Annotated in this window: 25 protein-coding genes; 16 read left to right on the top strand and 9 right to left on the bottom strand. The window is 40.7% G+C overall.

Features of this window, described 5'->3' with window-relative positions:
* The first annotated feature begins 249 nt into the window (after window positions 1-249).
* The 11 genes from PSI14_RS10820 (at window position 250) to PSI14_RS10770 (ending at window position 4,533) form a co-directional block, all read left to right on the top strand.
* Window positions 250-522, top strand: a complete 273-nt coding sequence (locus tag PSI14_RS10820) for a hypothetical protein (protein WP_273575893.1) — start codon at window positions 250-252, stop codon at window positions 520-522.
* Window positions 523-542: 20 nt separating this feature from the next.
* Window positions 543-704, top strand: a complete 162-nt coding sequence (locus PSI14_RS10815) for a hypothetical protein (protein ID WP_273575892.1) — start codon at window positions 543-545, stop codon at window positions 702-704.
* Window positions 705-747: 43 nt separating this feature from the next.
* On the top strand, window positions 748-957 hold the full coding sequence (locus PSI14_RS10810) for a hypothetical protein (RefSeq protein WP_273575068.1): 210 nt from the start codon (window positions 748-750) through the stop codon (window positions 955-957).
* A 16-nt stretch (window positions 958-973) separates the two neighbouring features.
* The gene (locus PSI14_RS10805; protein ID WP_273575891.1) at window positions 974-1,354 is read left to right on the top strand and encodes a hypothetical protein; all 381 of its coding nucleotides are present in this window, start codon (window positions 974-976) and stop codon (window positions 1,352-1,354) included.
* Window positions 1,351-1,671, top strand: a complete 321-nt coding sequence (locus PSI14_RS10800; RefSeq protein WP_273575890.1) for a hypothetical protein — start codon at window positions 1,351-1,353, stop codon at window positions 1,669-1,671. Before PSI14_RS10805 ends, PSI14_RS10800 begins: the two co-directional genes overlap by 4 nt.
* Window positions 1,668-2,078, top strand: a complete 411-nt coding sequence (locus PSI14_RS10795; RefSeq protein ID WP_273575889.1) for a hypothetical protein — start codon at window positions 1,668-1,670, stop codon at window positions 2,076-2,078. The genes PSI14_RS10800 and PSI14_RS10795 overlap by 4 nt, the downstream gene beginning before the upstream one ends.
* A gap of 78 nt (window positions 2,079-2,156) precedes the next feature.
* Complete coding sequence (locus tag PSI14_RS10790; RefSeq protein ID WP_273575888.1) at window positions 2,157-2,480, top strand: hypothetical protein; 324 nt, start codon at window positions 2,157-2,159, stop codon at window positions 2,478-2,480.
* Entirely contained in the window at window positions 2,477-2,773 is a 297-nt protein-coding gene (locus tag PSI14_RS10785) for an ANR family transcriptional regulator (protein WP_273575887.1), read from the top strand. Before PSI14_RS10790 ends, PSI14_RS10785 begins: the two co-directional genes overlap by 4 nt.
* The gene (locus PSI14_RS10780) at window positions 2,760-2,948 is read left to right on the top strand and encodes a PerC family transcriptional regulator (RefSeq protein ID WP_273575886.1); all 189 of its coding nucleotides are present in this window, start codon (window positions 2,760-2,762) and stop codon (window positions 2,946-2,948) included. Before PSI14_RS10785 ends, PSI14_RS10780 begins: the two co-directional genes overlap by 14 nt.
* 86 nt (window positions 2,949-3,034) lie before the next feature.
* Window positions 3,035-3,892 carry an ORF6N domain-containing protein gene (locus PSI14_RS10775; protein WP_273575075.1) on the top strand — a complete coding sequence of 286 codons (858 nt, stop codon included), beginning with the start codon at window positions 3,035-3,037 and terminating at the stop codon, window positions 3,890-3,892.
* Complete coding sequence (locus PSI14_RS10770; RefSeq protein WP_273575885.1) at window positions 3,892-4,533, top strand: hypothetical protein; 642 nt, start codon at window positions 3,892-3,894, stop codon at window positions 4,531-4,533. The genes PSI14_RS10775 and PSI14_RS10770 overlap by 1 nt, the downstream gene beginning before the upstream one ends.
* A 185-nt stretch (window positions 4,534-4,718) precedes the next feature.
* Here the strand turns inward: PSI14_RS10770 and PSI14_RS10765 are convergent, their stop codons facing one another.
* The gene (locus tag PSI14_RS10765) at window positions 4,719-5,087 is read right to left on the bottom strand and encodes a hypothetical protein (RefSeq protein ID WP_273575884.1); all 369 of its coding nucleotides are present in this window, start codon (window positions 5,085-5,087) and stop codon (window positions 4,719-4,721) included.
* Between the two features lie 278 nt (window positions 5,088-5,365).
* Complete coding sequence (locus PSI14_RS10760) at window positions 5,366-6,346, bottom strand: DMT family transporter (RefSeq protein ID WP_273575883.1); 981 nt, start codon at window positions 6,344-6,346, stop codon at window positions 5,366-5,368.
* On the opposite strand from PSI14_RS10760, the gene PSI14_RS10755 reads away from it, so the two are divergent.
* Window positions 6,334-7,305 (top strand): LysR family transcriptional regulator, encoded by a 972-nt coding sequence (locus tag PSI14_RS10755; RefSeq protein ID WP_273575882.1) that lies wholly within the window; start codon window positions 6,334-6,336, stop codon window positions 7,303-7,305. The two genes, PSI14_RS10760 and PSI14_RS10755, sit on opposite strands and share 13 nt — an antisense overlap.
* Window positions 7,306-7,584: 279 nt before the next feature.
* Window positions 7,585-7,740, top strand: coding sequence for an S-adenosylmethionine decarboxylase family protein (locus tag PSI14_RS10750; RefSeq protein WP_273575881.1), 156 nt, complete (start codon window positions 7,585-7,587; stop codon window positions 7,738-7,740).
* Between the two features lie 93 nt (window positions 7,741-7,833).
* Here the strand turns inward: PSI14_RS10750 and PSI14_RS10745 are convergent, their stop codons facing one another.
* A complete protein-coding gene (locus PSI14_RS10745; RefSeq protein WP_273575880.1) occupies window positions 7,834-8,337 on the bottom strand; it encodes a GNAT family N-acetyltransferase in 504 nt (167 codons plus the stop codon).
* A 131-nt stretch (window positions 8,338-8,468) separates the two neighbouring features.
* On the opposite strand from PSI14_RS10745, the gene PSI14_RS10740 reads away from it, so the two are divergent.
* On the top strand, window positions 8,469-8,852 hold the full coding sequence (locus tag PSI14_RS10740; RefSeq protein WP_273575879.1) for a nuclear transport factor 2 family protein: 384 nt from the start codon (window positions 8,469-8,471) through the stop codon (window positions 8,850-8,852).
* Between the two features lie 57 nt (window positions 8,853-8,909).
* Here PSI14_RS10740 and cycA read toward each other — a convergent pair whose 3' ends face one another.
* The 3 genes from cycA to putP all read right to left on the bottom strand — a co-directional run bounded on the left by cycA (window position 8,910) and on the right by putP (window position 12,929).
* The gene (cycA, locus tag PSI14_RS10735) at window positions 8,910-10,316 is read right to left on the bottom strand and encodes a D-serine/D-alanine/glycine transporter (protein WP_273575878.1); all 1,407 of its coding nucleotides are present in this window, start codon (window positions 10,314-10,316) and stop codon (window positions 8,910-8,912) included.
* Between the two features lie 389 nt (window positions 10,317-10,705).
* Window positions 10,706-11,212, bottom strand: a complete 507-nt coding sequence (locus PSI14_RS10730) for a DUF2867 domain-containing protein (RefSeq protein ID WP_273575877.1) — start codon at window positions 11,210-11,212, stop codon at window positions 10,706-10,708.
* A gap of 232 nt (window positions 11,213-11,444) precedes the next feature.
* On the bottom strand, window positions 11,445-12,929 hold the full coding sequence (gene putP, locus PSI14_RS10725; RefSeq protein ID WP_273575876.1) for a sodium/proline symporter PutP: 1,485 nt from the start codon (window positions 12,927-12,929) through the stop codon (window positions 11,445-11,447).
* A gap of 507 nt (window positions 12,930-13,436) precedes the next feature.
* Here putP and putA point away from each other — a divergent pair.
* The gene (putA, locus tag PSI14_RS10720) at window positions 13,437-17,417 is read left to right on the top strand and encodes a trifunctional transcriptional regulator/proline dehydrogenase/L-glutamate gamma-semialdehyde dehydrogenase (RefSeq protein ID WP_273575875.1); all 3,981 of its coding nucleotides are present in this window, start codon (window positions 13,437-13,439) and stop codon (window positions 17,415-17,417) included.
* Window positions 17,418-17,696: 279 nt separating this feature from the next.
* Here putA and fliZ read toward each other — a convergent pair whose 3' ends face one another.
* The 3 genes from fliZ to PSI14_RS10705 form a co-directional block, all read right to left on the bottom strand.
* Entirely contained in the window at window positions 17,697-18,209 is a 513-nt protein-coding gene (fliZ, locus tag PSI14_RS10715; RefSeq protein ID WP_092519038.1) for a flagella biosynthesis regulatory protein FliZ, read from the bottom strand.
* Window positions 18,210-18,261: 52 nt separating this feature from the next.
* Entirely contained in the window at window positions 18,262-18,984 is a 723-nt protein-coding gene (locus PSI14_RS10710; protein ID WP_273554195.1) for an RNA polymerase sigma factor FliA, read from the bottom strand.
* A gap of 266 nt (window positions 18,985-19,250) precedes the next feature.
* A complete protein-coding gene (locus PSI14_RS10705) occupies window positions 19,251-20,327 on the bottom strand; it encodes a FliC/FljB family flagellin (protein ID WP_273575874.1) in 1,077 nt (358 codons plus the stop codon).
* Between the two features lie 276 nt (window positions 20,328-20,603).
* On the opposite strand from PSI14_RS10705, the gene fliD reads away from it, so the two are divergent.
* Window positions 20,604-22,055 carry a flagellar filament capping protein FliD gene (fliD, locus tag PSI14_RS10700; protein WP_273575873.1) on the top strand — a complete coding sequence of 484 codons (1,452 nt, stop codon included), beginning with the start codon at window positions 20,604-20,606 and terminating at the stop codon, window positions 22,053-22,055.
* Window positions 22,056-22,057: the final 2 nt, after the last annotated feature.

The raw sequence follows: 22,057 nt of genomic DNA, 5'->3' as shown, positions 1-22,057 counted from the left end.
AATTAACTGAGACAATTTCACCCTCCTAAACTGTACGCATATACAGTATTATACTGCGTTAATTATAACTCATTTGCAATAACATAAATTCTTTATTTTACTTCATAAAAATCAACATACTACTCCCTCTCCAATAAAGCACCTCAAAAAATAATCGCTATAGATATTATTACTACACGTAGTACAGAAAAGAAAAATCGATACCAAAGAATCAGTACATTTACTTTTGTTTTGTAGCCGGAGGGGCTAATGGAAAGCGGTAACCAAAGTGCAACTTATAATGTGGAGTTAGTCCAGAAGTACAATATTGTCGATTCGTATTCAATCGAATACATAAATAAAAAGTGCCCCAACCATTCATTACTTACAGGATGTTATAGTGATGAAATTATATATTCTTTATATGTAAGAAATGGAGGTTATATGGTGTTGGTTGATGCTTTCAAAAATTTAAATGAAGCCAATCAGAAAGCCCAGAAAATTATTGGTAATTACCCTCAAATAGAAAAACATTTAGCATAACCAGATAATCAAGGTAAACCATGAAAACTTTTATCTTTGCTGCCATCGAACGAGCCAATATGAAACAACGTCGCCCCAAATGTATTAAGGCTCAAGCAAGTGATAGGGAAGAAGCAAAAAGGTTACTGGCTCCTACATATGTAATCTTTGGCTGGATGGGTCAAATAGTTAATCGTAACTGAGATAAACAATATTAATTCTGAGGGGAATATAAGGCGAAATAATATGAAAAAAAATAAACTATCGGTTGGTGGCAAATCCTGCTTACAGAATGCACTGGAAATTAATGAGGAAATGCAGACTTTATTAATACCATTATTAAAAAAAGTCGAGAACGAGGTTGGAGTTGATACTCATTCAATGTTAAGAACGGTGCTTAGATTATCAATATGTCAAAATCGCGATCTTGATGAATTAAACAATGACTCAGAATAATAACTCAGGGTGAAATATGTTAAGTAAATTAGAAACAGCCGTCGAAATTGCAGAAGAAATTGAAGCCGCAATATATCCCGTAGTGACTGCAACTCAAAATGAAGCTGAACTGGATACTTATTTAATGTGCCGTGGCGTACATCGTCAAGCGTGTAATTTAGCTCAGCGATTAAGGGACATAAATAAAGAATATATTATGGAAGATGGAACAGGCTGTAATTTAAAAACTGAACTAGAACCCGCAGGAAATTCGATAAAGAAATTAATGGCATTATTGAGTGTAATGATTGATGTCCGAGGAGACGATGACGACGCAAATTTACTTCTTATTGCGATAGATTTAGCCTGTGGTGCTGGCAAAGAAATAGCACGAGTCCGAGGGGTAGAATACTCATGAATAATATCTTCTATCATACCCGTGTCAATAATGAGCGATTAGAAAAGATGAGCGATAGTGATTTACAGTTTTTATCTTCATCGAGCCATGAAGTCATTCATTCGATAACAGCCGGAATAAAATCCATTGCTAATTTAGCTAGCGCAGCGGCTAATAGTGAAGAATACTCTTCTGACGATGCAATGACTGACCTTGATAGATTATCCCGACTGCTTTCTGTATTACCTCTTATTATCGAAGCTGAACATGAAAATCACGTCAATGCAATCGATGAAATAAGAGAAAGAAAAAATAAAATCATAAGGAAACAATCATGACAACATTTGAACCCATTGAAAATGCAACTGATTTGGAAATCCTGATCGAACCGCGTGAAGTCTATGTCGTTCGCGGTGCTAACAAGGCTTATCTGAGTGAGAAAGCGGCTCTAAATAAATTGGCTTACGTTTGGGCGCAGGAGCAGTTTAATAAGGAAGATAAGGAAAGCAATTTCCCCAACAAGAAAGTTAAACAGAAAGACGGAACCACTAAATTGCGTCGCGGCGAAATGCGCCCTGAATTCATAGCACGTCATGCTCAGGTACTGGAAGAACTGAAAGCCGATGTTAGGCGAGAAAAAGAAAAAATAGCCCTACGGAAAAAGTATTCAAAAGCAATGAATAAAATTAACTCATTACATGAAACAATATCTGAGTTAGAAATACAAATAGCCGAATTAGAATAATAATAAAATAAACAAAACAAATTTAATTACAGCGCCATCGCTGGGGATTCGTTTTACCCTAAAAACAGGAAATAAAAAATGACACAATCAACTTTGCTTGAAAGAAAGCGAAAGGCTTTTATTCACGTCAAATTGGATGCATTAAAAAGAAAGTACGGCTCTTACTCTGAAATTGTAAAAGTAGCCGATTTTAATTACAGACTGGATTTAGATGAGGAAATATTAACTCTAGCGTTAATCAGCCTCTTTGAGGAAGATGTATTAGCCGTCAAAAGAGAAAAACTACTTATTGAGTCATATAACAACTTTTACACCAAGCACGGGAATTTAACCGAAGAGGGTAATGAGTTTATGACGGAAATATTAAAACGAATTGCAATAAAAACGGAGCCAATATCATGACACAGAAAACCTATTTAGATTTTGCTAATGCAGCCATCCAGAACGAGAAAGAAGAAAAGTATGACCTTGCAGCCGAATATTGGGGGAAGGCCAAAAATGTAGCCACCCGTCTTAATACTCAATTATGGGCTGAATATCGTCAAGAACATAACGAAAAAAGACATTCATTGCATCATAGCCATAGCACTGCATTAAGAAGCACTGAATTAACAGCCCGAAAAGAATGTCAGCGCATAGCCTCTGAATTAAAAAAGCATATGAATAAACAGGCGGTGAATAATGACGGTATATGAACAAGCAAAGCAATTAGCACGGGATTTAGAACTAAAAGGCTTATTTCGCCGGGCTACTGAAAAATGGGGTGAGGCTCTTTCATTAGCCAAAGACCTCAAGCAAGAACAGGAATGCACCAAGAGTAATCTGCGCTGCGCTCGGAAAGCAAGAATCACTATTCAGGAGGGGTGGTGATGGCGAAAAGAAAAAGAAGTAAGACTCAACAGGGTTATGCGCCATTTAGCAAAAAGAATGAAGATTGATTTTAAGGAAGCGAAATAATGAGCAAGAAAAATGAGTTAGTTCCAGTATCCGCCAAAGAATTACAGATCGTTGAGTATCGCGGTCAGCGTGTTGTGACTACTGAGCAGTTGGCGGCGGGGTATGGGGTTGATGTTAACAACATCAAAGTCAATTACTCTAGAAACACTGAAAGATTCATTGAGGGAAAGCATTTCTTTAAGGTCACTGGACAGGAACTTAAAGATTTGCGAGTTACTTTAAGTAACCTACAAATTTCCAATAAAACGAGAAGTCTAATCCTCTGGACAGAACGCGGTGCAGCGAACCATTCCAAGATGCTGGAAACCGATCAGGCATGGAACTATTTCGACGACCTGACTGAGTTCTACTTCACGCGTCGCGATGCCATCACCACAGAAGCCGAGCTGTTAAGCAATCCTGCGAAGTTACGTTCAATGCTGTCTGTCTATGCCGAAAACGTCGAGCGCCTGGAGGGTGAAAACAAAACCCTGAGTACAACAGTGGACAGTCTGGAAAAACACTTCACCAAGGGCATGACCCTCCCGGCGTTCTGTAAGTCACTGAACGGTGTGAATACCGCCAGAATCATGGGGTGGGCAATGGAACGCAACTGGCTTTACAACGAACGGAAAGACCCGGAGAAAAAACCACGCTGGCGTGTCGCTTCATACGCACGGGATCGCTATCTCACCGAGGAAGAAAACAAGGTAAGGCCCCACGGGCAAGATGAGTTTGTCACCCGCACCGCTGTGTTACTGGAGAGAGGCTGTCACCGCCTGTACGCCCTGTATATGAAAGGTGAACTCCCCATGAAGAAAACATGGAACGGTGAATACCACCACGACAAGGCAATTTATACCCCGGAGGGCAAATAATGAGCAAGCATCACACCAATCCAGCAGGGATATTCATGAACGCAACAAAGCGACATATTAAAACCGCATTTGATTACAGCAAGTATGGCGTCATTGTCATCACTGAGACAGCTAACAGCGAGATCATGAGTTATACGGAGGCGCTGAAATCGTTGGATGCGGGTCAATATGACAATGATTTATTGCTGGGCTTTGAATTGGTACTGGCTCTCTCTCATGGCTGGAAAGCGGGTTTTTATGAGCCAAACAATGAACAACAGTTGATGTTATGGCGGTGGATTGTGTCAGCCTCATTTGTGCAAGAGCAAATAGACAGAAACGGCACTCGTGAAGTTGATAATGGCAGGGGAGGCACTGATACCGCGGCTATTTACGTTAATGGGAAGGCGGCAATCACGATATACCCATTAGCAGAGCGCATGATGTTGGTAACCCATGTTGAGAGGATCGCGTTTGAGCAGTTCGGTAGCGAAGAAGGCGCGGATATGGCGGTAAGAATGTACATGGATTTTATCAATGTGCAGCCAGAGAACGGCAATCGGTTATCTGAGAAAGGGCGCGAGGGACTTTCTATCTTGCATGATGAATTAATCAAAGCGGTAGAGGCTGGCGAGTTTAACACTATGCCGGTTATTCATTGATAGGAGGCTCACATGATAACGAAAAACTTTCGTCTCAACGCACTAGCGAACACCTACGCAGCCGCTATCTATCACCATACTTCACCAAAAATGCCATATGAACCACAATGATTCTCTGATTTCTCGCAGATCCATACAAATATGTCCTGTAGTTTTCAAGCTGCGGCTTGATAGGAAAAAATAAATTACTTATCTTTCATATCCTCATTACTCTCTTCTTCATCATCAATATGCCAACTGTGTAGTATTCGGTGGACAAAAGGCGTTACTACCATCCCAACTGCGATAAAAAAGATAGCCTGAAGGAATAATCCATAAATAGCAGCAAAATATTTCCCCAGAGTACTGACTGGCTCAATATGCAGATTTTGTGTTCCAATCATTGAGACAGAATTCAATATTGCATCAGGAATAGCATGGCTTTCAATCAAGAAAAAACCCAATACACCAGGAATAATACCAATCAGGAAGATAATGAACGCATGTAAAAGAAAGCGCAGCATCCGTAAGAGAAATCGGTCAAGGCTAATTAATTTATCAGTAAATTTTTCCATACCAGATCTCCACTAATAAATTAGTTACCATGATGATTGTATGTCAGTTTTTATTTTTATCAATAACCATTAGCTAGATATCTCCAAATAAACTTAGCAATAACACATTTTCCTCTTTAAATAGGAAAAAAGACAATCAGAAAGTAGTCAGAATAAAATGACTATTTTTTTTGGTGAATTCGCATTATAAGTTAATTTTATATAAATCAGACATTACAGGGAGATGTTGATTTTCCTGTAATGTCATTAACTAATTACACTGGTATCTATTACAGCTATTAATTTCTTAAAATACCTTTAAAGAACTTGCCAACTGAAATACTCCCCAGTCCCAAGAGTACCCCCACAATAGTCATAACAATACCAATCAATTGTGACCAGCCGGGTACGTCTCCCATCATTACCTGTATAATAAGTGCAAAAATAGGAACAAAGTTAAAAAATATCGCCGTCTTTCCAGCTCCACGAATAGCAACACCCATATTCCAAAAAAGATAGGCAACAGTGGAACCACCAATACCTATATAGATACAAGCCAAATGGCTTTCAAATGTTCCGGAAGATAATGCAATGACCGGTGATTCAACAAAAAACGCAATAAACACCAATATAATCGCACCGAAAAGCATCGTCCAACTAGTCGTCTCCAATGGCGTCGCATCTTTGATAAATACCCGTGTTCCTACTGTGTAAATTGACCAACCCAAACTTCCCATAAAAATAATTATGTCCCCAGTTGCCACCTGAACTTCACCCCCCAGAACCAATTGCCCCTTGGTAATAACTAAAGCAACACCCAGCAAGCTAATAACCATACCCGCTATACGCATAAATTCAGGCAACCGTCGATATAAAATAGCTTCCATAATATTGGCAGAAATAGGAGTCGTTGCCACAATCAGAGCAGCCGTGACTGGATTGGAACTTTGCAGGCCGACAAAAAACGCACCATTAAACCCCGCGACACCAATCGCACCAAGAACAATAAACGCACACCAGTTTTTTTTCAAAACCTTGCTGTGAATCCCCTCTTTCCATGTCAAAAAAGTAAAAATACAGAGAACCGCATAGAAAAAACGTTCAACAGAAGCTGTCCACGGTGGCAAGCTTGCAAGTGCAAATTTTGTTACTTGAAAATTTGATCCCCAAAAGAATGTTGCAATTAACGTAAGCGCAATTGCTAACTGTGGTGTTGTCTTCATACTCATTACCTTAATTTTTTGATTTATTTCAAGCAGAATGATCTTTGGCAAAATCATTGTGGCATCTTTCAAAATTGAAATATTTAGGCAATATTGATAATCAGTTTTTCATAAATGGAAACCATACTATGCAATCACTTATTTGGGATGATATTCGAATATTCTTAGTTGTTGCGCGGACGGGTACTATAAGTAAAGCGGCCGAGCTTCTTGGCATTGGTGTCGCAACAGTCTCAAGAAAAATAGAACGCTTGGAAAACACCTTCGGAATGCCGCTATTTCTGCGGCACCAGGCAGGTTATCGGCTAACAGAAGATGGCGCAGAACTATTGGAAAAAGCCAAGGCCATGGAGATAACAGCAAGTTCATTTCTGTTTGAAGCCGATATACGAGCAACTATTGCAGGAAGTGTACGCTTTGCAACACTCGAAACATTAGCCAATCATTTAATCATGCCAAACTTGTCAGCCTTACAAAAAAATTATCCAAATCTGACGCTAGAGATCACAACTGATATCTACTCTGTAAATCTTCATCGCCGTGACGCTGATTTAGCACTTCGGATCATTAGGCCAGAACAAGGTCATGTTAATGTCCGACAAGTAGGGAGCTTGGGGTTTGGCCTCTATGGAAGCGAAACCTACCTGGCTACCTGCCCCGCCGGTGTATTTAGAGGTGAATACAATAACGCTCATTTTATTGGCTGGACAAATGAATATTCACAACTTCCTTCGGTTAATTGGCTTAAGCAAGCCCTACAAGGGCGTCCACTTTCAGTCGCAACAACATCCATTTGTACTCAAATTGCAGCAGCAAATGCAGGTCTGGGGTTGGCGGTACTGCCTCATATTGCAGCCAATGACTCCGGGCTTATTTGTATTTCTTCTGACCTGGGCATAGATAAACCCATCTGGCTTGTGATTCAATCTGATTTGGCCCATTCCCCCAGAATACGAAAAGTAGCAGATTTTTTGGCAGAAGTAGTTTCTCAAAATCAGGATAAACTTTCTGGATAGGCTAACGTTAATTTCTTTAATAATGAAAAATGCTTATAATTCTGACTGACCCTCCCTATACTTTGAGTAGACTCAAACTATTTTTATCACGGGCAATCAGTTTTTCTAAAAGTGAGAATAGTGAAATCATGGTGGAAGCATTATCGGTAATGTAAGCGATCTCTATGTATTTTCTGTAACAGAAAATACATACTCAACAATTCCAAAAGATAGTTCTTATTCCAACAAAATATATACTGGTGAACTTAATCCTCGCGTTAAATTTTATCAATGTAAATCATGCTTGATGTTGCTGAAGAATGTAACCTTAATATTGTTACTTATCATTTCCATGAATTTGAAGCGAGGGGTGTCAGTGGGGTGATAATATTAGCAAAATCACATTTTGCGATACATACATGGCCTGAAGCAACGAGGTTTCTAGCTTTCAAATAAGAAAATATTTCCTTTACCTGAATCTAAAATAAAAAGGAAGCAATCAGAGCGATGCTTCCCTTATCCAGTTTGTTTCTATAATACTTAGAAATATCATGCAAAACGACTATTGATTAAGGCCATTCCCATTATATCATTATATTGACCATTTCTTAATGACTGCATACGCCGAATACCTTCAACTTCAAATCCAAATTTTTTATACAGGGCAATCGCTTTTTCATTATCAGTAAACACTTCCAGTTCAATTCTGATACAACCTAACCAATTAAATGCATAATCAATTGCAAAAGCCATCAATTTTGAACCAACGCCCTTGCCAGAATAATTGGCATCAACACCAATACCAATCACCACCGCATGCCTGCGTCTCGGATTAGCATGATTAAATAATTCTATTGTACCTACTACCTTGCCATTCACTTCAGCGACAAAACCAATATTCCCTTGTTCTTTATTTAGTTTCAAACGCTCCCGCCACATTTCGCGCGAAGGACATGGACGTTGCAAAGTGTTAGAGTAAACCTCAGGATGGCTAAAAATTCGCTGATAATGCTCAGCATCTTCTGGCTCAGTTGCCCTAATTATAATTTCCATACGTACCTCTTTTTCAGCTTGACACTGTTATAACTACCTGATAAAAAAATAAATGTAAATAGCATATTAAATATTTATTAAAAATAAATAATTAACCTATTGATGGTGTTTTTTATTTCTTTGGAGTTCATATGGTTCAGGAAAATACAGTTACTTTTGAATCACTCAAAAATCTTGAAGTGAGTCTTCATGGTGAAAAAAGAAATAATGCCGATTGGTTAAACACGGTATTACATGAAGATTTTCTGGAAATCAGTAAATCAGGTTGTGTTTATACTAAAAAAATTGTGTTCGATGAATTAACTACAGAAATAAAAACTATTTTTCAAATTTTCTCAAAAGATTTTTCTATGAACTGTCTTGGTGAAAATATTGTATTACTAACTTATCAATCTTATGAAGTAGATCGAAATGGAAAGCCATTTAATCAAGCACTTCGCTCATCAATTTGGCAATTATCTTCAGTCGATAAATGGCAACTGAGATTCCATCAAGGTACGATCATGCTTATTTAAGATAAAAAAATGGCTCAGTATTTGAGCCATTGAAAGCTAGTTTGCTGAATTTTCCACTTAGTGAGTCAGATGTTTTTTGCGCTTTTTCACAATCTGAAATCCGATCATTAGAATAAGAAACCAAATTGGCGTGGCTATTAATGCTTGGCGGGTATCCGGCTGTAAGGAAAGTAGTACCAAGACAAAAGCAAAAAAAGCTAAGCATACCCAGGACATCACAATACCAAATGGCATTTTATATACCGAGGCCTGATGCAACTCTGGGCGGCGTTTTCTGTAAGCCAGATAAGAGCACAGAATCATGCTCCAAATAAACATAAACAGAATCGCAGAAACGGTTGTCACTAGAGTAAAAACCCGCATCACATCTGGAATAAAGTAGATCAAAACAATCCCAAAAGAGAGACACAGACAAGTAAAGATCAACCCTGATGCAGGCACAGAACGGCTGGAAAGACGGCTAAACTGCTTTGGCGCATCTCCCTCTTTCGACAGACCAAACAACATCCGGCTAGTAGAAAAAACACCACTGTTTGCCGAAGATGCCGCAGAAGTCAGAACCACAAAGTTCACAATGCTGGCAGCAGCAGGTAATCCGATCAAGACAAACAGCTCTACAAAAGGGCTTTTATCCGCAATGATAGCCCGCCACGGCGTGACCGACATAATCACAATCAGAGCCAAAACATAAAACGTGATAATACGTATTGGAATGGCATTAATCGCTTTTGGCAAAGATTTCATCGGATTTTTGGTTTCCGCCGCTGCGGTTCCCACCAATTCAATACCGACAAAAGCAAATATCGCTATCTGGAACCCAGCAAAAAAGCCGCTTAACCCCATAGGGAACATCCCACCATCATTCCAGACATTAGAAAGTGCGGCAACATGCCCTGCTGGCGATTGAAAATTCATACCAATCAAAATACCCCCTGTCACAATCAAGGCGACAATAGCAATAATTTTGATCATGGCAAACCAGAATTCCAGCTCCCCAAACAGTTTTACTGTCGCGAGATTTAGAGTTAACAATACCAGAACGCACAAAAGTGAAGTTCCCCATTCTGGAAAGTTAGGTGCCCAATATCCAACATAAGCAGTGATAGCAACAATATCTGCTATACCAGTAATTACCCAGCAGAACCAGTAAGTCCAGCCCACAAAAAAACCGGCCCACGGCCCCAGTAAATCCGCAGAGAAATCACTAAACGACTTATAGTGCAAGTTAGAAAGTAATAACTCCCCCATTGCTCGCATAACGAAAAACAGCATAAATCCAATAATCATATAAACAAAAATGATCGAAGGCCCCGCAAGAGAAATAGTTTTACCTGATCCCATAAACAGGCCAGTACCAATGGCACCGCCAATTGCGATTAGCTGTATATGTCGATTGGTGAGGCTTCGCTGCAGGTGCGAACCTCCAGTTTCAGGAGTATGAGTGGGTTGTATTTTTTCTTCCATAGTCGTATCCAGTTTATTCTCACAGCATGGTTTTAAAACCTTCAAGCTGTGTTTAAGAGAACATTGTGACATAGACAACCGCGGTATTAACAGAAGGATTTCATATGAAAAATAGAATGATTATATTTAAACCAATCAGTTAAGAATTTATTGCACACATTTCATTCACTTAGTAAAAGGATGGATATAGATCACTGACGTCTCGTTGACACTGAAGAATAATTAATTTTGTTGAGTCGTTATCAAAATACTTTTTGTGTTAATCAAACTGAAAAAAGTTGAAATTTTTTCCAACTATTATAATTTACTTCTGTTCCCTGAAAATTAGTGCCAATACTCTCTAACGTTATGGTTTGGAATATATTCAACATACCAACTCAAGGTGATTTTTAATTTAATACATGACCAACTTTAGACAGCATCTTCCTCACAATACTAGCGTGAGTGAGAGATACTGGCATCATATACATTTTTCCAAAAAAATTATGAGTTATAACAGATGCCGTCACAGTTACTGTACAACCGCCCCCATAATTATCGTTAGAGAAAACATTCAGAGATATCAAAACTGCCAAGTGTATATCTTTCGATAATAGGCACATTTCGTCATCACTGACACATACAATCTTAAAAAAATCAACATAGTTTCCATCTCGAAGTGTTTCTTTTAAATTCTCACCAGAGAACCCATGAATTTTTTTTACACCAGCAAGACTGGAAATTTTATCTCTTATATTAAAAGACATACGTAACCATAATGGTATTTCTTTTGTCATTTCATTATAAATATTAAGAGCGGTCATTTTATTTTCAATAAAAGCCTTCTGTTGACTATAATAATCCAGTTTATCTTTTTCATCTAAAAGTAAACAATCAAATTCATCACGATAGTACATATTTCACCACAATATTATTTTCTGAAAAATAAACCAGCGCAATATTAATTAAGAATGTAGGAAATCATTCGGCTTGCCCATGCGATGATTAATAAATAATTAACGACTATACCCGTCATCTTTCAAGTTGCCTCTTTGTTGGCTGCGCTCACTCACCCCGGTCACATCTTGAAATCCATTGGGTATAAACTAATAAGCCCCTGATGATTCAGGGGCTTATTAGTTTATTAGATTATTTGGTTTTATAATGTGCTTCTGCTTCAATAAAACGCTGTTGTGTTGCCTGACTTGGGGCTTTTCCTAACAAGCTCACCACGATGATAGCAATCGTCGCGAAAATAAAGCCTGGAATAATTTCATATAAGGCAAACCAACGGAATTCCATCCAAACCAGAACGGTACTAGCTCCCACCAACATACCCGCTAACGCACCATTACGAGTCATACGTTTCCAGAGTACCGAGATCAGAACGACAGGGCCAAATGCTGCACCAAATCCGGCCCAAGCATTACTGACCAATGCCAATACCTTATTGTTCGGGTTAGTTGCAATCACAATGGCAATGACTGCTACCAGCAAGACCATCATACGACCAAACCATACCAGTTCTTTCTGGCTGGCTTTCGGGCGTATAAATGCCTTATAGAAATCTTCAGTCAGCGCACTAGAACAAACCAGCAACTGGCAGCTCAACGTACTCATAACCGCAGCCAGTACCGCAGACAACAATATCCCAGTGAGCCATGGATTAAACAAGAGCCTACCCAGTTCAATAAAGATACGCTCATGGTTTTGCAATACTGGCCCTGCCTGCTCCGGGTATATTTCAAAATATGAAATACCAAAGAAACCAACAGACACCGTACCCGCAAGGCACAGTAACATCCACGTCATACTAATGCGACGGGCTTTATGAATAGTCTGATGAGAATCAGCCGCCATGAAACGAGCCAGAATGTGTGGTTGACCGAAATAACCCAATCCCCAACCCAACAGAGAAACAATGGCAATAATATTCAGATTTTTAAACATATCTAAATATGCGGGATTTTTTGCCTCAATAATAGTGATGGCAGTATCAACTCCCCCCACTTTGAACAAAACCAAAACCGGGACTAAAATCAAAGCGAAAATCATCAAAGTTGCCTGAACAGTATCCGTCCAGCTGACAGCAAGAAAACCTCCGAGGAAAGTATAAGCAATCGTAGCCAATGCACCCAACCAAATCGCTTTTTCATAGCTAATACCAAACGTGTTTTCAAATAATAGACCACCAGCCACAACCCCCGATGCACAGTAAATGGTAAAGAAAACCAAGATAACCAATGCAGAAATAATACGCAGGATTTTGCTTTTATCTTCAAAGCGATGAGTAAAATAGTCGGGTAACGTCAGCGCGTTATTACTAACTTCGGTATGTACACGTAATCTACCCGCAACCCATCGCCAATTCAGGTATGCACCTAGCAGTAGGCCTAATGCGATCCAAGCTTCTGAGATGCCGAAGAGAAAAATAGCCCCCGGCAATCCCATCAATAACCAGCCACTCATATCAGAAGCGCCAGCAGATAATGCTGTTACTACACTACCTAATCTTCGGCCACCTAATATATAGTCATCAAAGTTTTTGGTGGAGCGATACGCCATAAATCCTATCAGCAACATCGCAGCGATGTAGATAATGAAGGTAATGAGCATTGGTGAATTTACTGTCATGCAGGTTCTTCTCCATAGTGTTTTTATAAATCATGTATCTGCAAATGTGTTATTTGCGTAAATCATGCCATCTGTGCTTGAAGCAAGTTTAAGTAATACCTCATTTTTTTATCAGGTGATGATTAAGTTGCACCTGAAGATGACATTAGCTTTTATCAGAACTATTTACACCTGTAATTATTTTAAAATTACATTCTATCCTAGTTTAGCCAAAACATTTTTAACAACTAATTAACTGGATTTTTATAAAAAACGCTTACCAAATCACATTTATCACTCCAGAAGTTGCACTTTAAATTAAGTAACTCGTTATACCTTAAACTTATACGATTCAAATAAAATTCATAAATATCAGTCAAATAAATAATAAATTTCACTAAGAAAATAATAAAAACAAGATTAATTTCACAAAATTAGAATGACCGCTTTTAACACAGTTGCACAAAGTTGCAACATAGAAGATATTGTTATGCAACTTGGTTTAGTCTTACCTATTAAGGAGTGAGAATGGGTAGTACCACTATGGGCGTGAAGCTCGATGAAGCAACGCGTAATCGAATTAAAGCCGCCGCACAACGAATTGAACGCACACCACACTGGCTAATTAAGCAAGCTATTTTTAATTATCTTGAACGTCTGGAAAATGAGGAAAATATTCCAGAAATATCAGCGGGTCAGAATAACAAAGAAGAAAAGATTTCCGAAGTAGAATCACAGATTGAGGTGCCTTATCAACCATTTCTGGATTTTGCCGAGCATATTTTACCCCAATCGGTGAAACGTTCTGCAATTACTGCGGCCTATCGCCTCCCAGAAACCCAAGCGGTTCCAATGCTACTGCAATATGCACAGCTAGCTGAAGAACAGGCCAAGGCTACTCATAAACTCGCTTATTCTATCACTGAAAAATTACGCCAACAAAAACAAGGTATTGGCCGCTCAGGTTTGGTTCAGGGATTATTGCAGGAATTTTCACTTTCTTCACAGGAAGGTGTGGCACTGATGTGTCTTGCCGAGGCTCTGCTGCGCATCCCCGACAAAGCAACCCGCGATGCCCTGATCCGCGATAAAATCAGTAACGGCAATTGGCATTCCCATTTGGGCCAAAGCCCCTCCATGTTTGTTAATGCTGCAACATGGGGATTGCTGTTCACTGGTAAACTAGTGTCTACCCATAACGAAGCCAAGTTATCCAAATCACTGAACCGCATTATCAGCAAAAGCGGCGAGCCATTGGTGCGCAAAGGTGTAGATATGGCAATGCGCTTGATGGGTGAGCAATTTGTTACGGGTGAAACCATCGCACAAGCTCTTGCCAACGCCCGCAAACTGGAGGAGAAAGGCTTCCGCTATTCCTACGATATGCTGGGCGAAGCCGCATTGACCGAAGAAGATGCGCAAGCCTACATGGTTTCCTATCAGCAAGCGATCCATGCCATTGGTAAGGCATCAAATGGTCGTGGCATTTATGAAGGGCCGGGAATTTCCATCAAACTCTCAGCCTTGCATCCACGTTATAGTCGTGCCCAATATGAACGTGTCATTGATGAGCTTTATCCTCGCCTACTTTCTCTGACTTTACAGGCTCGTCAGTATGACATCGGTATTAATATTGATGCAGAAGAAGCCGATCGTCTGGAAATCTCTCTCGACTTACTGGAGAAACTGTGTTTCGAGCCGAAACTGGAGGGCTGGAACGGTATTGGTTTTGTCATTCAGGCTTACCAGAAACGTTGTCCTTTCGTCATTGACAGCATTATTGATTTAGCGCAGCGCAGTCGTCACAGATTGATGATCCGTCTGGTAAAAGGTGCTTACTGGGACAGTGAAATCAAACGTGCTCAAATCGACGGACTGGAAGGTTATCCGGTGTATACCCGCAAGGTCTATACTGATGTTTCTTACCTCGCCTGTGCTCGCAAACTACTTTCTGTCCCTAATTTGATCTACCCGCAATTTGCTACCCATAACGCCCATACGTTGTCTGCCATTTATCATCTGGCCGGACAAAATTACTATCCGGGGCAATATGAGTTCCAATGCCTGCATGGCATGGGTGAGCCGCTTTATGAACAAGTCGTCGGTAAGATCGCAGAAGGTAAACTCAATCGCCCATGTCGTATTTATGCACCCGTGGGGACACACGAAACTCTACTGGCTTATCTGGTACGTCGCTTACTGGAAAATGGTGCCAATACTTCGTTTGTCAACCGTATTGCGGATACCTCCCTGCCAATTGATGAACTGATCGCTGATCCGGTAAAAACCGTACAAGAATTGGCTCAAACCGAAGGACAAATCGGCCTGCCACATCCCAAGATCCCTCTCCCACGTGATTTATACGGCAAAACCCGTGTTAACTCATCGGGGCTGGATCTCTCGAATGAACATCGTCTGGCCTCCCTTTCCAGTGCCCTGCTCAGTTCTTCAATGGAAATGTGGAGCGGAGAACCGCTACTGGGTGGCGATTATCAATATACAGGAGAATTACCCGCAACTAAGCCTGTGAACAACCCAGCCAAACCTTCCGATATAGTGGGTTATGTTCGTGAAGCGACTGAACAGGAAGTCAGTCATGCGCTGGATACAGCGACTGATGCCGGCGCAATTTGGTTTGCCACCCCACCATCCGAGCGTGCCGCGATTTTAGTACGTGCAGCGGAGTTGATGGAAAATAACCTGCAATCCTTGCTCGGCACTCTGGTTCGTGAAGCAGGTAAAACATTCAATAATGCGATTGCTGAAGTACGTGAAGCGGTGGATTTTCTCCATTATTACGCAGACCAAGTTCGTCAGGATTTCGCCAATGATACCCATCGCCCACTGGGACCTGTCGTATGTATCAGCCCGTGGAACTTCCCTCTGGCAATTTTTACCGGCCAAATCGCCGCTGCATTGGCAGCAGGTAATAGTGTACTGGCAAAACCTGCGGAACAAACGCCACTGATTGCTGCGGTTGCGGTAAAAATGTTGCATCAAGCGGGAATTCCACGTGATGTACTGCAATTACTGCCCGGACAAGGGGAAACGGTAGGTGCGTTACTGGTCGGTGATGACCGTGTGCGCGGCGTGATGTTTACGGGTTCTATCGAAGTTGCCAGCTTGTTGCAACGCAATATTGCCAGTCGCCTTGATGCGCAGGGACGTCCAATTCCGTTGATCGCAGAAACCGGTGGCTTGAATGCCATGATTGTCGATTCCTCCGCATTGACCGAACAAGTTGTCACCGATGTTGTCGCCTCTGCTTTTGACAGTGCCGGTCAGCGTTGTTCTGCCCTACGTATTCTGTGTGTTCAGGAAGATGTTGCTGAAAGAACTATCTCCATGTTGAAAGGGGCAATGGCTGAATGCCGGATGGGTAATACTGAACGCTTATCCACAGACATTGGCCCTGTCATTGACGCAGAAGCAAAAGCGGGTATTGAGCGTCATATTCAAACCATGCGTACCAAAGGCCGGACGATTTATCAGGCGGCACATGAAAATGCGATGGACAGCCAAGAATGGTCACAAGGCACTTTCATCAAACCAACGCTGATTGAGTTGGAAAGTTTTGATGAATTGAAGAAAGAAATTTTCGGGCCGGTTCTGCATGTCGTTCGTTTTAAACGCAATGAATTGGATAAGCTGCTGGATCAAATCAATGCTGCTGGTTATGGCCTAACGTTGGGTGTTCATACTCGTATTGATGAAACTATCGCGCATGTCACGAGTAAAGCAAAAGTCGGTAACTTATATGTTAACCGCAATATAGTCGGTGCAGTCGTCGGCGTACAGCCATTTGGTGGCGAAGGTCTGTCAGGTACAGGGCCAAAAGCCGGTGGGCCATTGTATTTGTATCGCTTGCTGTCACAGCGCCCTCTCAATGCTGCCAGTCAAACGCTGGAACGACAAGACGCAGAATATGAGCTTGATACCAAAGCCCGTGTTGCCCTGCATTCATCTCTCTATAAACTGGCTGATTGGGCAACCGGGCAGAATAATGAAGCACTGTGCCAGATCATTCAGAAATACAGTTTACTGGCACAAGGCGGAACAACACGCTTACTGCCTGGGCCAACTGGAGAGCGCAATACTTATACCCTGTTGCCGCGCGGGCCTGTTCTTTGCCTTGCAGATAACGAGCAAGATGTATTGGTGCAATTAGCTGCGGTACTTTCTGTCGGTTGTCAGGCCATTTGGGAAAAAGACGAACTGCATCAAGGATTGCAACGCCAGTTACCAGATGAAATTCATCAGTATATCCATTGGGTCAATGATTGGCAGAATGAAGAGACAACAATGGAAGCAGTTATTTATCACGGCGATTGCGATCAACTGCGTCAGGTTTGCGAGGTGATTGCGCAACGTAAAGGACCGATTATCTCCGTACAGGGGTTTGCCCGTGGTGAAACCAATTTACTGCTGGAACGCTTACTGCATGAACGTTCATTAAGTGTTAACACGGCAGCGGCAGGCGGTAATGCCAGCTTGATGACTATTGGTTGATATGTGCGCTGGTTAATATATGCACTGATTAATATGACTTTTTTAGTTAAAGTAATTTTGGATTAAAACAACTTGTTAAAAGCAATCAAAGTAAGCAGGCTAAATAATTCAAAGTAAATTAATTAAATTTATTTAATTAAGATTAATTTCTTATAAACATATAATTATTTAAATATATAGCCGTAAAAATAACGTAAAAACATAGAGGGGAATGCGTGACAATCGCATTCCCCTCTGAAATCTTTTCAATCCGACAACATTATATATTGGTATAATTAATCAATAACCGCTCTGTTGCCAGCTCAGATATTGCTCATATTTACGCAGTGCAATATTGTAATTGCTGAAAGCGGATTGAGATAATTTCTCGCTGAGTTTTTCTTGAATTTCTTTTGGCTTAAACTCACCTGTCGGGTAATTACTTGAAGTCAGTAATTCATCCAAACGCCTTAAACGAACCACATACTCACGCACAGTACTATGACTCATCTCTGTTTGCTCAAACAGATACTGTTTAAATGACATAATATCGAAATGATCAGTCTGACTATTGCAATAAATTTCACTACAAAAGCGGCACAGTGCTACAAATTTACCCTGTAACTCATTCCAGGTTTTGTCATCCACCAATTCAGTCATCTCAGAAATAGCTTCTTTATTGATGACCTGACCGTTAAAAACAAGTGAAATACGGTCGAGTGTTTTATGACAATGCAGACAATGAGTCTGACTATGTTTATAATCTTTGATATAACGGCTAAGAGGCCGTTTCTTTTGTGTTGTAACAGACATAAGAGATAAAGCCCTGTGTATAGTCTTAATAAAAAAACAAACAAGCAAAAAGTTACTTCTCTGGATTCAAACGCGCCCTCAGCCTTTTTATCGCCTGACTGTGAAGCTGGCTTACACGGGATTCCCCCACGTTAAGCACTGCGCCGATCTCTTTAAGATTCAGTTCTTCCTGATAGTACAGCGTAAGAACCATCTTTTCCCGTTCAGGCAATGATTCAATGACATCAATGACCCGCTGACGAAGGTCACCGCCCAGTAATTGTTGGAGAGGATTTGTCTCATGCTCTTCCTCAATCACTGGCTCACAACTTTCACCGTGAATTTCGTGCCATTCGTCATAAGAAAACAGTTGACTGTTATTTGTATCTAACAGTATTTGCCGATATTCTATCAGATTAATCTTTAATTCTTTAGCAACTTCCTGCTCACTGGCTGGACGGCCTAACTCTTGCTCAAGTTTACGGATGGTCTGCGTGACTTCACGTGCGTTACGCCGCACACTACGCGGAGCCCAATCACGGCTCCTCAACTCATCCAACATTGCACCTCTGATGCGCTGTACCGCATAGGTGGTAAACGCGGTTCCCTGTAGGGAATCAAAACGCTCCACCGCATTCAGTAAGCCTATGCCACCGGCCTGAAGTAAGTCATCGAGTTCTACGCTGGCAGGCAATCTTACCTGTAGCCTCAAAGCTTCATGGCGAACCAGGGGTACATAGCGCTTCCAGAGGCTATTTTTGTCCATCACGCCTTCGGCGGTATACAAATCGCTCACAACAACAGACACCTTTGGATAAGAGACTGAGTACCATTATCCAATCACCTAATCGGTACAATCGTTTGAACAATGAAGTAAAAGCACTTCTTTTTCACCTATGCGAAATTTTTGATGTCCGCCCAAATGCATAGCAAGTTTCAGGCTGTCCTTGACGGTCTTTATAAAACTATGACCAAAAAATAAGGACCGGCGAACCGATCCTTATTTTGTATGCGTCGTTTATGCAGGGTAACCTGCATAAACGCCCAACTGGAAAATAAAAATTAACGCAGCAGAGACAGAACGCCTTGTGGAACCTGGTTTGCTTGTGCCAGAACAGCAGTACCAGCCTGTTGCAGGATCTGGCCACGGCTCATGTTGGAAACTTCAGTTGCGTAGTCGGCGTCTTCGATACGGCTTCTTGCAGCGCTCAGGTTGTTAACGGTATTGTTCAGGTTGTTAACAGTGGATTCCAGACGGTTTTGAACGGCACCTAGGGAGCTGCGCAGATTGTCAACTTGTGACAGAGCTTTGTCCAATACTTCCAGTGGTTCTTTAACTTTAATTTCGACAGGAGTAGTAGCAACTTTTACCTCACCTGTTGCTACATCAATTGTTGCGGCATAATATTTGGTATTGCCTTTATTGTCCTTACCTTCTAATACATATTGGCCTTTTTGAACAGCACCTGTCGTTTCATCAACACGCTCATATGCTTTAGGATTAGTCAGATTCAGGGCAGTAACAGAGGTCTTACCATAATCTACTTTAGACTTACCACCTTTACCATTATCAATCTCGTCACCAACTGCAGCTCCCTTAGGTGAAACAGTAGTTACGTTAAAATCTTTCAGTTTTAAAACTTCGCTATCGATTTTTTTCAGGTCAATATTGATAACTTCACCATCATTGGCACCAACCTGAACCTTCATAGTTGTATCGCCATTCAAGACTTTAATGCCGTTGAACTGAGTTTGTGCAGAAATACGATCAATTTCTTCTAAACGCTGTGTAACTTCTTTCTGAATGGATTCCATATCGCTCTTAGAGTTACTACCGTTTTGTGACTGAACAGACAATTCACGGATACGTTGCAGGTTGTTATTGATTTCGTTCAGAGCACCTTCGGTGGTCTGAGCAATGGAGATACCATCGTTTGCGTTACGAGAAGCCTGAGTCAGACCTTTAACGTTAGCAGTAAAACGGTTAGCAATCGCTTGACCAGCAGCATCATCCTTCGCGCTGTTAATACGTAAACCAGAGGACAGGCGCTCAATAGCTGTACCTAAAACGCCTTTAGATCGGGTCAGGTTGTTCTGAGCCAGCAGAGATGAATAGTTGGTATTAATGACTGATGCCATAGTAGAGTTCCTTTTAAAATCAAGTCGATATAATTAGTCTGAGCCTATTTGCTCACGGTGTTCATCACCGCCAACAGTTTTATCGGCCCCTTAAAAAGAACCTTTAATATTTCTTGAAAAACTTTTTTATTTTTTTTCACAAGATTTCCTGATAACCCAAATAGCGCCTGTTCTCATCAACTATTCCATCCATCAAAAAAATTATTTTATCAGTAAACTTTTCGTAAATTAATCCGATAACACACCCAACGATGCTTTTTATTAAAAGGAGTCAATATGGCCAGCATTTCCTCAGTAGGAATCGCATCTGGGATAGATCCAAACTTACTGGATAAACTTGAAGCAAATGAAAGAAAACGTTTACAACCAATAACGCAGGAACAAAGCAGTCATAACGCTAAGCTAACTGGTTATGGCACATTAAAAGGCAGTTTGGAAAAGCTAAAGAGTGCATCCGAAGAACTCAAAAAATTCGATAAACTCAATACCACTAAAACCAGCGAAGATCATAAAACATTTACTCCGAGTACGGATTCTAAAGCCAGTCCGGGTAACTATCTTATTGAAGTTCAACAGCTTGCCAAGGCTCAGTCTTTGCAATCTAAGGCATTTCCTGATGTAAAAGTCCCATTAGGGGAACAAGGTAACGGTACTCGTACCATTATTATTACGCAACCAGGTGAAGAAAAAGCCGGTGAAGAAAAAGAAAAGCCAATGCGCATTTCCCTGAAAGATAATGAAACTTCTCTGGTTGAAATTCGTAATGCAATTAATAAACAAGAAGGCAATGTTAATGCCAGCATTATCAAAGCAGAAGATGATAAAAACTATTTGATCCTGACTTCGAAAAAAGCGGGCACAAAATCAGTCATGACTATTGAGGTTCAAGGTGATGGTAAGCTGGGCGATTTGCTTAACTATACGCCTGGTATTAAAGGTGGTCCTGATGCAATGCAAGAAACCATCGCCGCTGAAAATGCAATATTAACGGTTAACGGTATTAAAATTGAACGTCAAACCAATGAAATAAAAGATGCACCAGAAGGCATTACCCTGAATCTGAAAAAAGTTTCAGAAAAAGAAGAAATCAAAGGCAAAACTGAAAAAAGCCCAATACCAGAAACACTGGTGGTTTCTCGTAATATCGAGCCAATGAAAGAAGCAATCAAAAAGTGGGTTGATACTTATAATGAAGTACAGACCACTTGTGCTTCACTGACAAAATTCAAGCCTGTTGCAATAGGTGAAGCGCCTTCGAAAGATAATGGTGTCTTACTTGGTGACAGTACATTAAGAAGTATTCAAAGCCAACTAAGACAACAACTGTTTACAGCACAAAATGTTGCTGATATTGCCACCCTGAATAAATTGGGCATCAAACAAAAATTGGATGGTACGCTGGAAATCAGTAACGAAAAACTGGAAAAAAACCTGAAAGAGAAACCTGCCAACGTTAAGGCTTTCTTTATGGGAGATGGGGAAAAAACCGGCTTTGCAACCCAGACGTATAATTTATTGAAAAAAACGTTAGATAGCCATGAAGGGACTATCGCAACAGCAACCGATGGTATCAATAAGAAACTGAAGACACTGAAAACACAGGCAGAACAGACCAACATAAACATTGATGCCAAAATAGCACGCCTTAAAAAAGAATATACAGCACTGGATAAAGTCTCCAGTTCAATGAATCAAACCAGTTTATTCCTGGCCCAGCTTTTAAAATAAAA

Origin of the sequence: Xenorhabdus anantnagensis, from assembly GCF_028598555.1 — a bacterium.
GTDB classification, from domain to species: domain Bacteria; phylum Pseudomonadota; class Gammaproteobacteria; order Enterobacterales; family Enterobacteriaceae; genus Xenorhabdus; species Xenorhabdus anantnagensis.
This window is presented reverse-complemented; position numbering and strand designations above follow the sequence as displayed.